This window comes from Spirosoma gilvum, assembly GCF_054776815.1.
Genome location: NZ_BAAHBH010000022.1, coordinates 26,487 through 41,800, shown reverse-complemented (window position 1 = coordinate 41,800; position 15,314 = coordinate 26,487). Strand labels below are relative to the sequence as shown.

Sequence of the window (15,314 nt, the reverse complement as noted above, 5' to 3'; positions counted from 1 at the left end):
AATTAAGATGTTGGTTAATTAGTCAGCGTATAGGGTCTGGTTATGCTTGGCTCAATTCATTAAATTCTAAAGAAGATTTATCACAGTGTAATTAGTGGTCTAAATAAAATTATGCCATAATTCAGTTTCTAATTAAAATCTATTGAATAAGTAGGGATGCTAAAATCAATTAATCCTGGTTTGGTCTAGTGATAAAATAAGTAACAATATAAGACTAGTATACTGTTACTTATTTGTGTTAAACATTCTTGTTTTGGCTGTGTTTTTTTACAATATAGTTAAGGTGTAGTATAATGGTGTCTTCTAATTGTTTATTTGTTTTTTTAGTTTTTCTATGCTGTTAATATCTTTTACATTAAAAAATAATGGAATTAATTTGTACCTTTCGCGATGCAATAGCCTGTTTAAGTGTTTTAAATTTAAATGAAAATGGAGAAAGAAAGCGAGGTTCGCTTACAACTTGATAAGCTTGTCAAGAGGCAGTACCATAAACCTGATTTAATAAAATTTGGCAATGTTAAGCAACTAACATTAGGAGCCGGTAGTGCAGAGTTTGATGAAAGCTCTGGAATAGAGGACCTCTTCTAGAGTGCCTATAAATAATGTGAGTTAATGAATAGCGGTTTACAAACGCTTGTTTCTTCAACCAGCTCTTTTATTTTTTGCGATTATAATTGGCAGGCTGAGCTTGATTCGTCAGGAAACTCATCTGCCAATTATATTATTAATTTTCAGTGTACTAATAGCATATATGTATGGGAGTGTGGTTATAATTCTCAGGACTTAATTCTGTCATCATATTTAAAATATGGCAAGCAGTTTATTGATCACATGCAACTTGGCGATTCGTCATTCATCGTTTATGACGCCAATACTAATACAATAATCGCCGTTCGTGATTTTATGGGAAATTTTCCTGTTTATTATTACGAATCACCAGGAGAAACAGGGCAAAGGGTTTTTTCTTTCTCGATGAAAGCTTTGACTGTATCAGGTAAGGTCAATAGTAATATTAACTATGCAAAAATAGTAGAATATATAGGTGCTAATGTTTTTGAACTTCCTAACAACCATACGTTCTATCGCGATATATACAGGTTACTGCCTGGTTATATTACACTGATTGACCAGGGAGATACCAAAGTATTGAAACGATATGGTAGATTTGATATAATAAAATATAAATCTTTTACAGATGAAGACTATATTACTACTTTTCGGGATCTATTTGTTAAGTCGGTAAAGAAAAGTACGACACATTCAGAGAAAATAGCCGCATCGTTAAGTGGTGGTCTGGACTCTTCATCTGTGTGTTGTGTGGCCCAATCATTACAAAAAAAACCTATTTATACGTTTAATTTTAAGCCAGAAACTAATGAAGCCCAAGAGGATGATTATATAAAGGCTGTTGTAGGTAAATGGGGAAACATACACAGGACTATTCAGTCGGGCCTTTCCAGTTACGATGCTATTAAGGCAATCATAGAACAAACGGGTCAACCTCTATTCGTAATTAACCATACTATTCAACTTGAGTTAATAAAGTCCGCAAAAGAGAATAATTGTAATGTAGTATTGTCTGGGCATTGGGGCGATCAGGTAGTTGACTACGGTTTATTGTATCCTGAAGAACTGTTTATTAAACAAGACTGGCCTGCCTTAAAGAAGGCGGTAAGCCAATTATTCAGCAATTCTATCTATACTAACAAGATTGTAAGTTCCGAAAAAAAGAAGGTTTCTATGGAGAGAGCTTACACAATAAAGCTTTTTCTTAAGGGGGCTAAGAAGGCCAGGGCATGGGGACGTATGCCAAAATTAATCTGGTTATTAATACGATATTTTGATTGTTCTATTTTGGATTTCTTAAAATTACTTATCGCTAAATATAAAGTAAAACCGCTCAGACCTAATGCTGATCGATTGATACATGCAGACATACTTTCTGAAAGAGAACGAATTTTAACTAATTACCCGTTCGAGCAGCTTGTTGTAGCAGATACTACTAATGCATCTCAAAGTTTTTTTCAAAAACACCAGTTAAAAACTATCTTTAAAGGAAGCCAGGCATATGGTCAGGAGGAGTATTTTGAATTGTACAGGCAAAATAATATGCGAACGTTCCACCCCTTTTTCGATAGAGAGCTGCTTGAGCTTTGTTTGAGTGTACCACTACGAATTAAGTTTGACAATGGGCGAAAACGAGGAACAGTCCGAAAAGCATTAAGCAATTATTTACCAGAAGAAATTAGTAATCGGACGACCAAAGCTGTGTTTACTACGCACTATGCCGCTTTGTTTAAGGATTTATGGAATGATTTTGAAAAGCAGACACCGCTGAATCACCCAATCTGGAAAATAGTAAATAGAGCTACCGTTATGGAAAATATAGCGCTTCTTAATAAAGGAGAGTATGCGGCTATGCCTCCGCTTGTACGAATCATAAATTTGGCCATTTGGCTTGACTATCTTCAGAAGCAGGAACGAGGTGAAACTGCTATTAATGGCGGAGCTAACTAGGTTTCTCAAAAACAACTAAATAGGAGAGAAGTTAACTATAGTGAAACTGCTTAAATTCAGGCTGATTGATTGCTTGCTTTCTGCAGTAAGTCACTACACGTTAATGAAATCGTCCGAAAAAAATCTGTTGTTGCTTTCGCTGGCAATGTGCCTGTTGTTGGGCCAATGCCAGACCAAAAAAGCACAGCCTCCGCAGGCCGAAGGCTTTGATCCGCCCATTCCAGAGACCATCTCATACGTGGCCGGTCCTATCATCTTTCAGTTGGATGAGCTTCAGGAAAAAATCAACCGGGAGCTTGATCCGGTATTGATCGGGAAGGAAACAAAAGATGGTAAAGTAAAAGGCATTATATCGTTTCGGGTCAAGCGATTAGGGGCCGTTCAGGTTCAGTATGCCAATGGAAAAGTAAGTTTGTCGGCTCCACTACAAATGTGGCTTACCAAGCCGTTCAGTAACGACACAACGCCCCCTAAAAAACCATTCTGCGCCCTTCACGTCAATTTTCAGACACCTATTGGGGTAACGTCCAACTGGCGGTTTGCCAGCCAGACCAAGTTTACTGACTATACCTGGATTAAAGAACCCGAACTGCGGCTGCTGGGCAAGGGTATTTCGCTGGCCAACGTAGTTCAGAACATCCTCGATAAGCACCGTACCGCCATCGAAACTATGATCGATTCGGCCATTCATCACGATTTGCGGCTCGATCAAATGGTGAGGCCAATCTGGCGCGACATGCAAAATCCGCTGCTCATCAACCGCGATTATGGCCTCTGGCTGGTACCCACACCCATTAGCGTTGCCGCTGGCCCCGTTACGGGCAATGCCAACCAATTGACAACCCATATTCGGATTGCGTTTCGGACAAAGACCGAATTGAAACCTTCCACACCTGTACATGCCAAGACATCGCTTCCCCGGTTACAAAAGCGAGATACAGTTTCGCAGGTTTCTGATTTGCACCTGATGAGTTTTATCCCGTATGCCGATATTAACCGAATCATGAAACTAACCATCAGTAAGGAGCCGAAAAAGATGGCCCTGGGTTCATTTACGGTTAAAGGTGTATCGGTCTATGGAGCGCAACGCAACCTGATTGTGAAAGTCGATATGGATGGTCTGGTCGACGGACCGGTTTATCTGCGTGGTCGGCCCGAATTTGATACGTTAACGAATACGCTGAAAGTGGCCAATCTGGATTTCGACGCTCAGACCAGTAGCCTATTTGCCAAAAGTACAAAACCAGTCTGGCACAAACCGTTACAATTGCTATTGAAGGAAATACTCACGATTCGGCTGGACGATGATATTGCCCAATTGCCCCGTAAGATCGACACGGCTTTTGAGCAGGGAGGAGCTGGAAAAAAGACGGATCTGGACATTCGTTCGTTTCGATTTATACCCCAAAAAATAGCGATCCGTCCCGATGGTATTCAGGCTCTGATCAAAGTAAATTCGAAGATTGATTTAAAAATCAACCAGTTATAGATGGCAATGTCGCCTACTGTAGTACATCCCGTCATAATGGACAATCAACAAGCTGTTTGAAAAATGATGTTTCTACTAAGCGTACCTGTTCTTCTCCTGCTGGGTTGGCTCATCTGGCAATATGCACAACCCCGAACGGTAGAAACTCCTCCCGGCACGGATACGTATTCGCAATTACTACAGCAGCATGTTGATTATTATCGCTCATTGAGCGACGACCAAAAGAAAGAATTTGAAAAGCGTATCGCTCATTTTCTGAGCCATACCCGAATCGAAGGCATTGGCACTACGGTCGATGAACTGGACAAGGTGTTGGTTGCCAGCAGCGCTATTATCCCCATATTCGGGTTCAGCGATTGGTATTATCCTCTCACGGATGTGTTGCTTTACGCCGATCGATTCAATGAGAAGTACGAAACAGAAGGTGACGATCGGGCCATTCTGGGCATGGTAGGTGAAGGAGGAGCGTTACAAAGTACGATGGTTCTGTCCAAACCAGCTTTGCATGAGGGTTTTGCCAACAAGACCAGTAAAGGCAATACAGGTATTCATGAATTTGTACACCTGTTGGATAAGGTGGATGGCGCAACCGACGGATTGCCAGAATATTTACTCCCCAAAGACCACATTAAGCCATGGCTACAGCTCATTCATAAAAGTATTCATGACATCAGGGCCAATCAGTCGGACATAAACCCGTACGGGATTACAAATGAGGCAGAGTTCTTTGCTGTCGTATCGGAGTATTTTTTCAAACGCCCTGATCTGCTGCAAGAGAAACATCCGGCCCTGTTTGCCCGTCTGGAAGAAATATTTCATCAAAATCCGCTAGCCGCTGATAAGGCCGCTAACTAGCCATCGACGGGTAAATACTGTCGATTGATGGCTTATGGTAACGCACATAAACCTGTCGACTGCCTTATCATGAAACTCGTTATTATAAATTCATCCATTATTCGTCAGGCCCTGTTACTCACTGCTTTTACTGGTCTTGTTTTTACGCAGACACTGGCTCAGATTGGCGTAGGGGCTAAACCAGCCAAAGGAGCCGAAGTGATGTTTGATGGCTCCCGCAAAATGCTTGATGAGAAATGGACGTATTGGGAAGGCCCACGACTGGCAGCAACGTTGCCTATTAAGTGGAAAATTGAGAAAGACCCGGCCGGACCAGGTACCGTTATGAATACCAATGACCCGGCGGCTGCGGGCGGTAAGTATGGCTCAGCCGATATTGTCACAAAGGAAGCCTTCCGTGATTTTCGGCTGCATATTGAGTTTTACATCAGCAAACCCGGTGGCAATAGTGGGGTGTATTTGCAGAACCGCTACGAAATTCAGGTGCTTGATGGCGACTCTACCAGCCATGGTCTGGCGGCTGTGATCAACGAGACACCATCGCCTTACTACGCGTATAATGGCGTCGGAAAATGGAATGCCTATGATATTCAGTTTCGGGCAGCTCGTTTCGAGAATGGCAAACAGGTCGAACCGGCTATGGTAACTATGTATTTCAATGGCAAAAAGGTGCATAGCAACCAGAAGATCAGTCAGGTATGGGGTGGGCCTAACTCCGGGATCGATGGCGGAAACGATGGTGGCAAAGGGATTACCGATACACCGGGTGGTTTAAAACTTCAGGCCGAAGGTCACGATGTACTCTACCGCAATATCTGGATTAAGCCACTGGATTTGAAAGCCGCGAATACGGATTTTTGAATAGTAATAGGAGTGAGGAGCGAGAATGGTTGACGCAACACCACAAATACGCGTCAGCTATTCTCACCGCTCCGGCGGCCCGGTCCTCACTCCTCGCTCCTATTACTTTTTACTTTATCTATAACCGAATACACAAAATTACTTGGTGAATCGAGTAGATAGGTGATAGGTTTGCTGCTCTGGTAACTGACATATCCTATTGCTTACCAGAAGCTTACAGATTATGGACTTAGATAAACTCAAGTATATTTTTTTAGGCCTCTTTGCCCTGGTGGGGACTATTTTCCTGATTGTGGCCTACATGACCTGGCAATCGACCCAGAAAATCGTGAATACAGGTATCGAAACGAAAGGCGTTGTGGTCGGGAATCGCTACAATTACGACAGCCATGGCCGAACAACCAGTTCGCAGGCTCCGGTTGTCCAGTTTACGACCCAGCAGGGCAGGTCGATCACCTATTACTCAAGCACCTATACATCGCCACCAAGTTTTGACGTGGGTGAAACCGTTACGCTATGGTATTTGCCCAATAATCCACAGGAAGATATTATCCTTGATGGGGTTGATGGCTGGATTTTGCCTGCTGTGTTTGGCTTTCTTGGGGTTGTGTTTTCGCTCATTGGGTATCCTCTGCTGATTAGCTCTTTGCGGAAGGATTTTAAAACCAGAGCCGTAGCGCAACGTGTTTAAGTACGTAAAGTAACCTTGTGACCTGACAAATGTAGTTACTCTATCATCGAATATGCTCTCTCGTTCGCATACGTAGCCCAAGCATATTCCAACATACTAAATAGCACGGACTGTCTGCCTGTAAATTGCTGTTTTACAGTTCGTTATTGATTGTGCCGGGTTTTGGCCTAATTATTGTCATTTCGGTGGTTAATACTATTGGCTACTTTAACCACCGTTCTAGCTACATTAATTACCTAACCATGGCCATTGGCACACAACTCGTCAAAATTCGTCGCACCAGCGATGGACAGGAAATTTATCAGGCAACCACCACTCGGGATACCGACGTGTATCCGCTCACTAGTGCCGGGCAGGCAGCTTTTGAAGCTGCCGCTAGCGCCGGTGGATTCACACTTATGCTCGACAATGGGGCTGTAGTTGCGGCAGGAACTCGCCCACCTCTGACCAAACCGGGTAGTAGTGCTAACCCGCCTTTTTTCCGGAAACTACAAGCCGAAGACGCTACGGGTACGGGCGCCTTTACGGAGCAATCCGGCGATAACAACCTGCGCGGGCCTTATACCTCCAGTAGTGATTATTTGCTTTACGCTATTACAGATGTGCCCGTTACGGCATCTAACTACACACTGACGATACGGTATCAAACCAATTCGCAAACGCCCGGTTTGGCTACCATTATCGTAAATTCAGGTTCGTCGATTGATTTTCCGCTGGAAGGAACCGATGGAGGGAAACGGATGTACAACCTGCCAATTCAGCTTAATGCAGGTAGCAACCGAATCCGAATACAGGGTAAGTCAGGAACTTCTTTCTACCAGGATTATATCATCGTTACTCGGCCGATTAGTTAACAGCAGACATAATCACGCATTCGTTTACCGCAAAGGCGCTAAGACGCAAAGATGAGGTTTGATTAATAGCCCTTGCGTCTTCGCACCTTTGCGGTTTAATTCGGGTAAGCGGATTCGCTAAGATCTCAACAAACGCTCACCTGCGTATCTATGAGTAAGGGAATACGAACGCCAAAGTGCGTGTTGGTCTCTTCGATTTCCAGTTCCCCATTGCCTATAGATCGGTACCGGGCGGCTAAGTTGGTTAGTCGTGCCTGAATCTGTTCGACCTTGTTGATTTTGCGCTGGAGATTATTCTGGACCAGTAATTTACCACCTGACGTTGTTTTCAGGTGAATTATCAGGGGGTTATTGGTGGCCATGCTGTTGTGTTTCATTGCATTATCGACCAGCATCTGCAAGCTCAGTGCTGGTAGGCTATACCCCTTATATCCCTCATCAATCTGGTAGGAAATCTGTAAACTGGTTCCGTAACGGGTCTGGAGCAAATTGCCGTAGCTGGTGATAAAGTCCAGTTCCTGATGCAGCGTTACCAGTTCGTGCTGATTGGCCTGCAGTAAGTATCGATATACCTTCGAAAGCTCATCCACAAACTGACTGGCCTGTTTGCGATTTTCGCCAATAAGCGACGAGAGCGACGTTAGGCTGTTGAATAGAAAGTGCGGGTTGATCTGCATTTTTAACGCATCGAGCTGGTTCTGATACGTAGCCTGCCGTAGCTGCTCATTTTCGGTCTGATCGTTTGACCATTGCCTATAGGCATAAAATGCGTTGAGGGTAATACAGAGAAAAATATCAAAAATGATGTCCAGCAAAAACAGAGCCTGGATGGTAGGCCAGTTGAACTGAGTACCAAACCAGGGGACAAGGCTAAACTGAAACAGTGCTGCTGTCGTGATAAAAACCGTCAGGATCAGTACCAGACCCAGCATGACCAGCGTACGAGCCACCGTCTGCTTTACACCGGGAAACCAGCTAATGATTCGACGGACTAGTAAGGTCAGTACCACAATCGACAGAACATAGTTAATGCTGCCAATCAGAATACCCAGAACAAAGACTCGCCAGTCGGACAGAAAAACCGGTCCTATCAAATAATAAAGTCCAAATGGAAACAGGATGGGCATCACTAACGCATGATACCAAAGCTCCCATTTCGAAAAGAAGGTAGTCAGACGTTGTAAACTAGTTCGAAACATGTATCGCAGTGGCCAGACAGTAAGTCTGATCTTCAAACTACTAAATTACTAGATTTTTCGCGAATATAAATTGATTAGCTGGCCTTACCTGCGATCATTTAGGCATCGGTTAAGAGTGGTTGTGGAAATTTTTCTACAGTTAATAGGGTGATTTGGACTTACTACAATCCCCTTTACAATTCATACATCTTTTCTCACAATTCATACAGCCTTTTTAACAATTCGCGCAGAACTGGCCCAGGGGTTAGCACAGGATTAACCAATTTCGGATACTCGCTTCGGCTTCTGATATAGGCCGATCGTTCCGATAGCCAGTGCCTCTTCGTCGACCGCGTTTTTTTTCCAAGTACGAATGGTGGTATCATCTGCTGATGATGCCTATCCTGTTCCCGATTGGTAATTATTACTTCATCGGGCCAGCGTACTTTAGCGATCCTGTCAAATTCGTTGTCGGAACGGGTATCGTATTTGGGCTATATTGGCTCTCGATCATCACCCTCACACTGACTGTCTGGTGGGCCATCCGTCAATACCCCGCTGCGCATCAAACCATCCGCCGTTCGTTGGTTATGCTTTTGAGTGTTGTGAGTCTGACCATCGCGCTGGCTATTTTCGACGTCTGGGTGTATAGTCTGGTACCAGCTACGGGCGTTCGATTCAGTTGGGCCGCCGTTAAGCCAATCTGGGTGTTAGGCGTTATTTTCGATGCGTTCCTCTGCCTGGCGTTAGGTCTATTTTATACGTATGCACGCTGGAGGCAGGACATGGCCGAAAGTGAGCAGTTGCAGCGGGTTTCTTTACAGCAGCAGTACGACACACTAAAAGGACAGTTAAATCCACACTTTTTGTTTAATGCGCTCAATTCACTTTCGGTATTGATCAGTGAAGAACCGAAGCAGGCCGAACGCTTTGTGGATAAGCTGGCCGTTGTATACCGCTACATGTTACAGGCCGACCGTCGTAATGGCCAATCCTCGATGAAAAATACGGGTGAACTGGCTACGCTACAGGCCGAACTGAACTTCATTCGTTCGTATACCGACCTGTTGGGGGTTCGCTATGGCCAAAGCCTTCAGGTTCGATTGCCTGCCCCGGCGGATCAGGCATATACGGCCTGTATAGTACCCACGCTGAGCCTGCAAACGCTGATCGATAACGCCATAAAATTCAATGCTATGTCGGCAACTACTCCGCTGTGCATCTCCATCGATGTAAATGATTCAGACTGGGTAGAGGTGACCAATAACCGACAACCCCGAACCATTCGTCTGGAAACGGGAGGGTCGGGATTAGGGAGTTTGACGGCCAAGTATCGACTGTTTACAGAGAAAGCAATTATGGTTGAATCCAACGAAGTACAATTTCGGGTCAAACTACCGCTTTTAACGCCTAATCTACTTTGAGCTACCTGCGCAGAAAGACAAGGTTTGCGAATGACTACTTTCTACAAACACATTTATACAATTCACAACATTTATTCATCAATTGACACAAACTGGCCTGTTATTAACTTCACACTGACTGTATATTTACCATCAGTGACTTCAAGTCCAGGTTTCAGCAATCAGTTTAAACAGTTAGTTATCTGTCCACATAAAATCTCATGAGAACGACCCTATTTGACCGTATTCGCCGTTGGCTGCGTCTGACGACACGCGGAGGGTGGTCGTATGTGTTCCTGATGCCTTGGTTCGTTCCGCTAATTACCTACTTCCTGGTAGGAGAAGCTTACCTCCATCATTGGGTCAATTTTCTGGGTGCTACTGTATTTGTCTGGCTGCTGTCGACCATCGCTTTTATCTGCCACGACTGGGCTGCTGACGCCATTGCCCGACGCTATCCCGAGCTAGGCCAGACATTGGTGCGGGCGGGGCTCATGTGTTTGGCGTTCATTGGGCTGTCGGGTGCTTTTCTGACGATATACACCTGGCTGTTTATCCGGTTTCGGCCGTTCAACTCACAATTGACCTACGAAACTGTACCTGCTGTATTTGGCTTTGACCTGGTGGCTATTTTTCTGTTGGTTGGCATTTATGAAACCTCTTATTCAATGTATCGCTGGCAGCAGTACCAGATGAATAAAGAGAAGCTGAAAAAAGAAAACCTGCGTGGTCAATTGCAGGGGTTGCGCAGTCAGGTGAATCCGCATTTTTTGTTCAATAGCCTGAATTCGCTGTCGTCGCTCATTGCCGAGGAACCCAAACGTGCCGAACAGTTTGTGGATCAGATGGCCCGCGTTTACCGCTATATGTTGCAAACCAACCAACGATCGGGTTCCATGCGGGATACAGTTCAACGACCGGTTGGCCCTACTTACCTGTTTGGCCCTAAAGCAGTAACGGACGATGATAGTGATGAACTGACGCCACTCGACGAGGAATTAGCTTTTATCGATTCGTATTTCCATCTGCTGAAAACCCGGCATGGCGAGGGGCTGCAATTGACGGTCGAGGTGGCCGATCAATACCGGCAACACCGACTACCACCCCTGACGCTCCAACTGTTGGTCGAAAATGCAGTTAAGCATAATGTCATCCTGGCGAGTCGGCCTTTATGCATCGATATTCTGACGACCGATCAGGGGGATCTTGTCGTCCGCAACAATCTTCAAAGGAAAACCAGCCGTTCGGGGCCTGTGCCCATGGATTCGACGCAGGTTGGCTTAAGCAATATTCAGGCTAAGTACGAATTACTGGCTTGTCCGGTGCCCATCATTGAGCCGGGCCCCGATTATTTTACCATAACATTACCGCTGCTGGCGAAAAAACAAACAAACGCATGAATGCCCTGATAGTCGAAGATGAAGAATTAGCTGTACGCAAGCTTCAGAAATTATTGCAGGAAGTAGCCCCAACACTGACCGTATCGGGGGTGACGGCTAGTATTGACGATACAGTAGCCTGGCTGGAAAATCTTCGCGCAACCGGTCAGGCCGATCCCGATCTGATTTTCCTGGATATTGAACTGGCGGATGGGCAAAGTTTCGAGATTTTTGAACGGACCACCGTTCGCAGTACAGTCATTTTCACGACTTCCTACGATGAATATGCGCTTCAGGCATTTAAAGTCAACAGTATCGATTATCTGTTGAAGCCCATTCAGCGCGACGACCTACAGCGCAGCCTTCAAAAATATGAGGATCTGCGAAGCCGTTCGGCTGTTTCGCCCGGGTTGAATATTGAAAAACTATTGCAACAGCTTCAGAATCAGTCAACCCGCGATTACCGGCAGCGGTTTTTGGTCCGACAGGGGCAACGGATGCTGTCCGTTGAGGTAACCGACATTGCTTATTTTTTCACCGAAGATCGCTACAGCTTTTTTACGATGCATACCGGGCAAAAATTCCTGGTTGATTACACGCTGGACGAAATTGCTGATGCGCTTGACCCTGCCCGTTTCTTCCGCATCAATCGGGGTGTCATCGTAACGCATCAGGCTGTCGATCAGATTCAACCGTATTTCGGCAATCGGCTGGCGTTAACCCTCCGGCCTGTTTTCGACAAAGAGGCCCTCGTCAGCCGCGAAAAAGTCAGCGATTTTAAATACTGGATGGGGAAATAGGGTTTACTTCCCCTCTCCTGTCACAGGAGAGGGGTAAGGGGTGAGGTCTACTGTAATGCCTCAACCATCAACTGGCCTGCCCGCTCGGAAGCTCCTGAACTACCCATTTTCTGCTGAATAGCCACATAGCCTGCCAACTGTTCAGCCCGTTTTGGACCACCGGGCAAAATCTGCTTTAGCTCAGCAGTCGCCTGTTCGGACGTAAGATCGTTCTGGATCAATTCTTTAACGACTTCAGTCCCTGCAATTAGGTTGACGAGCGAAATAAACGGTACCGCAATGAGTCGCTTGGCAATGGCGTATGAAATTGTTGTGGTTTTGTAGCAAACAACCTGTGGAATGGAAAGCAGCGCCGTTTCGAGCGTAGCCGTTCCCGACGTGACCAGAGCCGCTACCGACACATGCAACAGGTCGTAAGCCGCATCGTTTACACGCTTAACGGCTGGATAAGCGGCTAGTAGGCTGTTATATAAAGCCTCGGGCAGATTGCTCACGGTACCGACAACAAACTGATAATCGGGAAACTGTCGGGTTACCTCAAGCATGGTGGGCAGAATCCCCGTAATTTCCTGACGACGGCTTCCGGGCAGTAACGCAATAATGGGCTGATCGTCCAGGCCAGATTTTTGCCGGAACATCGGGTCGGGCTGGAAATCGGCCAGCGCATCCAGGAGCGGATTACCGACATAATCCACTTTGTAATCGTATTTGGCAAAAAACTCGGTTTCGAACGGTAGAATCGTAAACAACCGATCTACACTGGCTTTGATTTTCAGCGCCCGACGTTGATTCCAGGCCCAAACCTTTGGCGAAATATAGTAAAACACCCGAATACCGTGCTGTTTGGCAAAGCGGGCCATACGCAGATTGAAACCGGCATAATCGATCAGAATTAGTACATCGGGTCGGTGAGCCAGCAAGTCAGCCTGACATTCCCGCATAATCCGGCGGATGGTTCCCAGGTTTTTGACCACCTCCAGAAATCCCATAAACGCCATATCCCGGTAGTGTCGCACCAGTACTGCGCCCGCTTCTTCCATCTGCTCCCCTCCATAAGCCCGAAAGGTTGCATCGGAATCATGACGACGAATCGCTCGAATCAGGTTGGCACCGTGCAAATCGCCCGATCGTTCGCCAGCAATCAAATAATAGGTCATGAAATGATGTATGATATATGATGTAGGATATATAGGGTAGTTGTCGTATATATCCTACATCATATATCATACATAGAAACATTATTCACCAAAATAATCGACTGAATTTTTTGGGGTTTCAACGAGTCGGATCTGATGCAAATGGGCTTCTGTAACGGGAGCGAGGGCGCGTTCGAGAATTTTCCAGATTTCCATCACCAGAATCTCGCAACTGGCCATTTTGCCCTGCATAAAGTCGACGTCGAGGTTCAGATTTTTGTGATCAACTTTATCGATAACCTCCCGCCGAATAATATCGCCCAACAGCTTCAAATCGATCACAAAACCCGTATCCGGATCGGGTTCCCCTTTTACGGTTACGATTAACTCAAAATTATGCCCGTGCCAGTTTGCGTTGGCGCAGGGACCGAAAACTTCCTGGTTTCGCTCTTCCGACCAGGCTGGATTATGCAGCCTATGAGCCGCATTAAAATGCTCAATTCGATTGATATATACCATTGTTCTGGTTTATATGGGGCGGTTGCCAGAAACGCCCATGTGAAAATGAAATCACAAAAGTACGAATCGAACTTGCCTTATAAAAACATAACTGATTTCGAATAAGTGTTAGAGTGACATTTAAAAATGGCAATTATTGGAAAAATACAATTTAATCACTGAATCCGATAGTCGATTGTCCGATAAAATTGATGTATCTTTACAGCCAATTTCACTTCATTAAGGCTGACACCCATCTAATTGCCAGTATAAACACGTTTACGACTACCACTTTATGATTATAGTTACGGGAGCCGCCGGTTTTATCGGAAGTTGCTTAATCAGCAAGTTAAATCAGGAAAACTTCAATTTTATCATTGCAGTCGATGATTTTTCATACCCGGAAAAAGAAGCAAATCTGGCTGGAAAACGAATTCAGGAACGTGTAGATCGGGAGGAATTTTTCGATTGGCTTGATCAAAATTACCAGGAAGTAGAGTTCATTTTTCACATCGGTGCCCGTACGGATACAACGGAATTTGACCGCCAGATTTTCGAGCATCTGAACGTTGAGTATTCCAAGCAGATCTGGAATCGATGCATTGAGTATCAAATTCCGCTTGTGTATGCGTCATCGGCCGCTACCTACGGCATGGGCGAATTAGGCTACGATGATAACGAGTCACTAATCCCACAATTAAAACCGCTGAACCCCTACGGCGACTCAAAGAATGAGTTTGACATCTGGGCGCTGGAACAGGAACGCAAACCATTCTTTTGGGCTGGCTTGAAATTCTTCAACGTGTATGGTCCGAATGAATACCACAAAGGCCGTATGGCGTCGGTTATTTTTCACGCCTTCAATCAGATAAAGCAGTCGGGTCGGATGAAATTATTCCGGTCGCATAACCCTGACTTTGCTGATGGTGAACAGATGCGTGATTTCGTGTACGTGAAAGATCTGGTTGACGTGTGCTCGTTTCTAATGCATCATCGGCGCAATTCGGGCATCTATAACCTGGGCAGTGGCAAAGCCCGTACGTTCCTCGATCTGGCCAAAAATACATTTTACGCCCAGAATCTGGAACCCCAAATCGACTTCATGGATACACCAGCCGATATCCGCGATAAATACCAGTATTTTACCCAGGCCAATATGGCAAAGCTTCGGTCAATCGGCTATGATCGTCCGTTCTGCACCCTTGAAGAAGGCATTGCAGATTACGTCAAAAACTACCTGAGCAAAGGCGAATATCTTTAATTAAGGTGGCTTACCATTTTTTGAAGATAAAAAAGACTGCCACAACGATGAAGGCGAATCCGACCAGATGATTCCAGGCCAGTTTGTCGGTTTTAAAAAAGAATACGGTAATGAGCGTAAAGACGGTCAGTGATACGGCTTCCTGAATGGTTTTGAGTTCAAAAAGTGAGAATGGCCCTCCTGTTTCCTGAGACCCGATTCGGTTGGCAGGTACCTGAAAAATATATTCGAAAAAAGCTAATCCCCAACTCAGCATAATCACGCCGAAGAGCGATAGTTTGGCTAGAAGTGGGTACTGTTTAAATTGGAGGTGGCCATACCAGGCCAGTGTCATGAATACATTCGATAACGTTAATAGTAGAATGCAATAAAGTCCTTTCATGGATGAGTGA

The 15,314-nt window shown here is 45.1% G+C and carries 14 protein-coding genes; 10 read left to right on the top strand and 4 right to left on the bottom strand.

Annotated features, from left to right (window positions below):
- Positions 1–612: 612 nt before the first annotated feature.
- From ACYVFD_RS34530 to ACYVFD_RS34505, 6 genes are all read left to right on the top strand, one after another.
- Complete coding sequence (locus ACYVFD_RS34530) at positions 613–2,517, top strand: asparagine synthase-related protein (protein ID WP_461095183.1); 1,905 nt, start codon at positions 613–615, stop codon at positions 2,515–2,517.
- 103 nt (positions 2,518–2,620) lie between these two features.
- On the top strand, positions 2,621–4,006 hold the full coding sequence (locus tag ACYVFD_RS34525; RefSeq protein WP_461095182.1) for a DUF4403 family protein: 1,386 nt from the start codon (positions 2,621–2,623) through the stop codon (positions 4,004–4,006).
- 63 nt (positions 4,007–4,069) lie between these two features.
- The gene (locus tag ACYVFD_RS34520) at positions 4,070–4,861 is read left to right on the top strand and encodes a M90 family metallopeptidase (RefSeq protein WP_461095181.1); all 792 of its coding nucleotides are present in this window, start codon (positions 4,070–4,072) and stop codon (positions 4,859–4,861) included.
- Between the two features lie 69 nt (positions 4,862–4,930).
- Positions 4,931–5,722, top strand: coding sequence for a 3-keto-disaccharide hydrolase (locus ACYVFD_RS34515; RefSeq protein ID WP_461095180.1), 792 nt, complete (start codon positions 4,931–4,933; stop codon positions 5,720–5,722).
- Positions 5,723–5,945: 223 nt separating this feature from the next.
- Positions 5,946–6,413: a DUF3592 domain-containing protein gene (locus ACYVFD_RS34510; RefSeq protein WP_461095179.1), complete on the top strand. Its 468-nt coding sequence runs from the start codon at positions 5,946–5,948 to the stop codon at positions 6,411–6,413.
- Positions 6,414–6,655: 242 nt separating this feature from the next.
- The gene (locus tag ACYVFD_RS34505) at positions 6,656–7,267 is read left to right on the top strand and encodes a carbohydrate-binding protein (RefSeq protein WP_461095178.1); all 612 of its coding nucleotides are present in this window, start codon (positions 6,656–6,658) and stop codon (positions 7,265–7,267) included.
- Between the two features lie 125 nt (positions 7,268–7,392).
- Here ACYVFD_RS34505 and ACYVFD_RS34500 read toward each other — a convergent pair whose 3' ends face one another.
- A complete protein-coding gene (locus ACYVFD_RS34500) occupies positions 7,393–8,466 on the bottom strand; it encodes a sensor histidine kinase (RefSeq protein ID WP_461095177.1) in 1,074 nt (357 codons plus the stop codon).
- 314 nt (positions 8,467–8,780) lie between these two features.
- Between ACYVFD_RS34500 and ACYVFD_RS34495 the strand changes: the two genes are divergently transcribed.
- From ACYVFD_RS34495 to ACYVFD_RS34485, 3 genes are all read left to right on the top strand, one after another.
- Positions 8,781–9,869: a sensor histidine kinase gene (locus ACYVFD_RS34495; protein ID WP_461095176.1), complete on the top strand. Its 1,089-nt coding sequence runs from the start codon at positions 8,781–8,783 to the stop codon at positions 9,867–9,869.
- A gap of 200 nt (positions 9,870–10,069) precedes the next feature.
- Positions 10,070–11,248, top strand: a complete 1,179-nt coding sequence (locus ACYVFD_RS34490; RefSeq protein WP_461095175.1) for a sensor histidine kinase — start codon at positions 10,070–10,072, stop codon at positions 11,246–11,248.
- Entirely contained in the window at positions 11,245–12,027 is a 783-nt protein-coding gene (locus tag ACYVFD_RS34485; protein ID WP_461095174.1) for a LytR/AlgR family response regulator transcription factor, read from the top strand. Before ACYVFD_RS34490 ends, ACYVFD_RS34485 begins: the two co-directional genes overlap by 4 nt.
- Before the next feature lie 47 nt (positions 12,028–12,074).
- On the opposite strand, the gene lpxB is transcribed toward ACYVFD_RS34485, so the two are convergent.
- Both lpxB and ACYVFD_RS34475 read right to left on the bottom strand, forming a co-directional pair.
- Positions 12,075–13,184, bottom strand: a complete 1,110-nt coding sequence (lpxB, locus tag ACYVFD_RS34480) for a lipid-A-disaccharide synthase (RefSeq protein WP_461095173.1) — start codon at positions 13,182–13,184, stop codon at positions 12,075–12,077.
- Between the two features lie 81 nt (positions 13,185–13,265).
- Complete coding sequence (locus ACYVFD_RS34475; protein WP_461095172.1) at positions 13,266–13,682, bottom strand: 6-pyruvoyl trahydropterin synthase family protein; 417 nt, start codon at positions 13,680–13,682, stop codon at positions 13,266–13,268.
- 274 nt (positions 13,683–13,956) lie between these two features.
- On the opposite strand from ACYVFD_RS34475, the gene rfaD reads away from it, so the two are divergent.
- Positions 13,957–14,922 carry an ADP-glyceromanno-heptose 6-epimerase gene (gene rfaD / locus ACYVFD_RS34470; RefSeq protein ID WP_461095171.1) on the top strand — a complete coding sequence of 322 codons (966 nt, stop codon included), beginning with the start codon at positions 13,957–13,959 and terminating at the stop codon, positions 14,920–14,922.
- A gap of 10 nt (positions 14,923–14,932) precedes the next feature.
- On the opposite strand, the gene ACYVFD_RS34465 is transcribed toward rfaD, so the two are convergent.
- Positions 14,933–15,304 (bottom strand): DMT family protein, encoded by a 372-nt coding sequence (locus tag ACYVFD_RS34465; RefSeq protein ID WP_461095170.1) that lies wholly within the window; start codon positions 15,302–15,304, stop codon positions 14,933–14,935.
- Between the last annotated feature and the right edge of the window lie 10 nt (positions 15,305–15,314).

Excerpts from the sequence above, each read along its gene's own strand:
- ACYVFD_RS34520 (WP_461095181.1), top strand. The coding sequence starts at position 4,070 with ATGATGTTTCTACTAAGCGTACCTGTTCTTCTCCTGCTGGGTTGGCTC.
- ACYVFD_RS34525 (WP_461095182.1), top strand. The coding sequence starts at position 2,621 with ATGAAATCGTCCGAAAAAAATCTGTTGTTGCTTTCGCTGGCAATGTGC.
- ACYVFD_RS34485 (WP_461095174.1), top strand. The coding sequence starts at position 11,245 with ATGAATGCCCTGATAGTCGAAGATGAAGAATTAGCTGTACGCAAGCTT.
- ACYVFD_RS34500 (WP_461095177.1), bottom strand. The coding sequence starts at position 8,466 with ATGTTTCGAACTAGTTTACAACGTCTGACTACCTTCTTTTCGAAATGG.
- lpxB (WP_461095173.1), bottom strand. The coding sequence starts at position 13,184 with ATGACCTATTATTTGATTGCTGGCGAACGATCGGGCGATTTGCACGGT.
- ACYVFD_RS34465 (WP_461095170.1), bottom strand. The coding sequence starts at position 15,304 with ATGAAAGGACTTTATTGCATTCTACTATTAACGTTATCGAATGTATTC.
- ACYVFD_RS34530 (WP_461095183.1), top strand. The coding sequence starts at position 613 with ATGAATAGCGGTTTACAAACGCTTGTTTCTTCAACCAGCTCTTTTATT.
- ACYVFD_RS34515 (WP_461095180.1), top strand. The coding sequence starts at position 4,931 with ATGAAACTCGTTATTATAAATTCATCCATTATTCGTCAGGCCCTGTTA.
- rfaD (WP_461095171.1), top strand. The coding sequence starts at position 13,957 with ATGATTATAGTTACGGGAGCCGCCGGTTTTATCGGAAGTTGCTTAATC.
- ACYVFD_RS34505 (WP_461095178.1), top strand. The coding sequence starts at position 6,656 with ATGGCCATTGGCACACAACTCGTCAAAATTCGTCGCACCAGCGATGGA.
- ACYVFD_RS34475 (WP_461095172.1), bottom strand. The coding sequence starts at position 13,682 with ATGGTATATATCAATCGAATTGAGCATTTTAATGCGGCTCATAGGCTG.
- ACYVFD_RS34510 (WP_461095179.1), top strand. The coding sequence starts at position 5,946 with ATGGACTTAGATAAACTCAAGTATATTTTTTTAGGCCTCTTTGCCCTG.
- ACYVFD_RS34490 (WP_461095175.1), top strand. The coding sequence starts at position 10,070 with ATGAGAACGACCCTATTTGACCGTATTCGCCGTTGGCTGCGTCTGACG.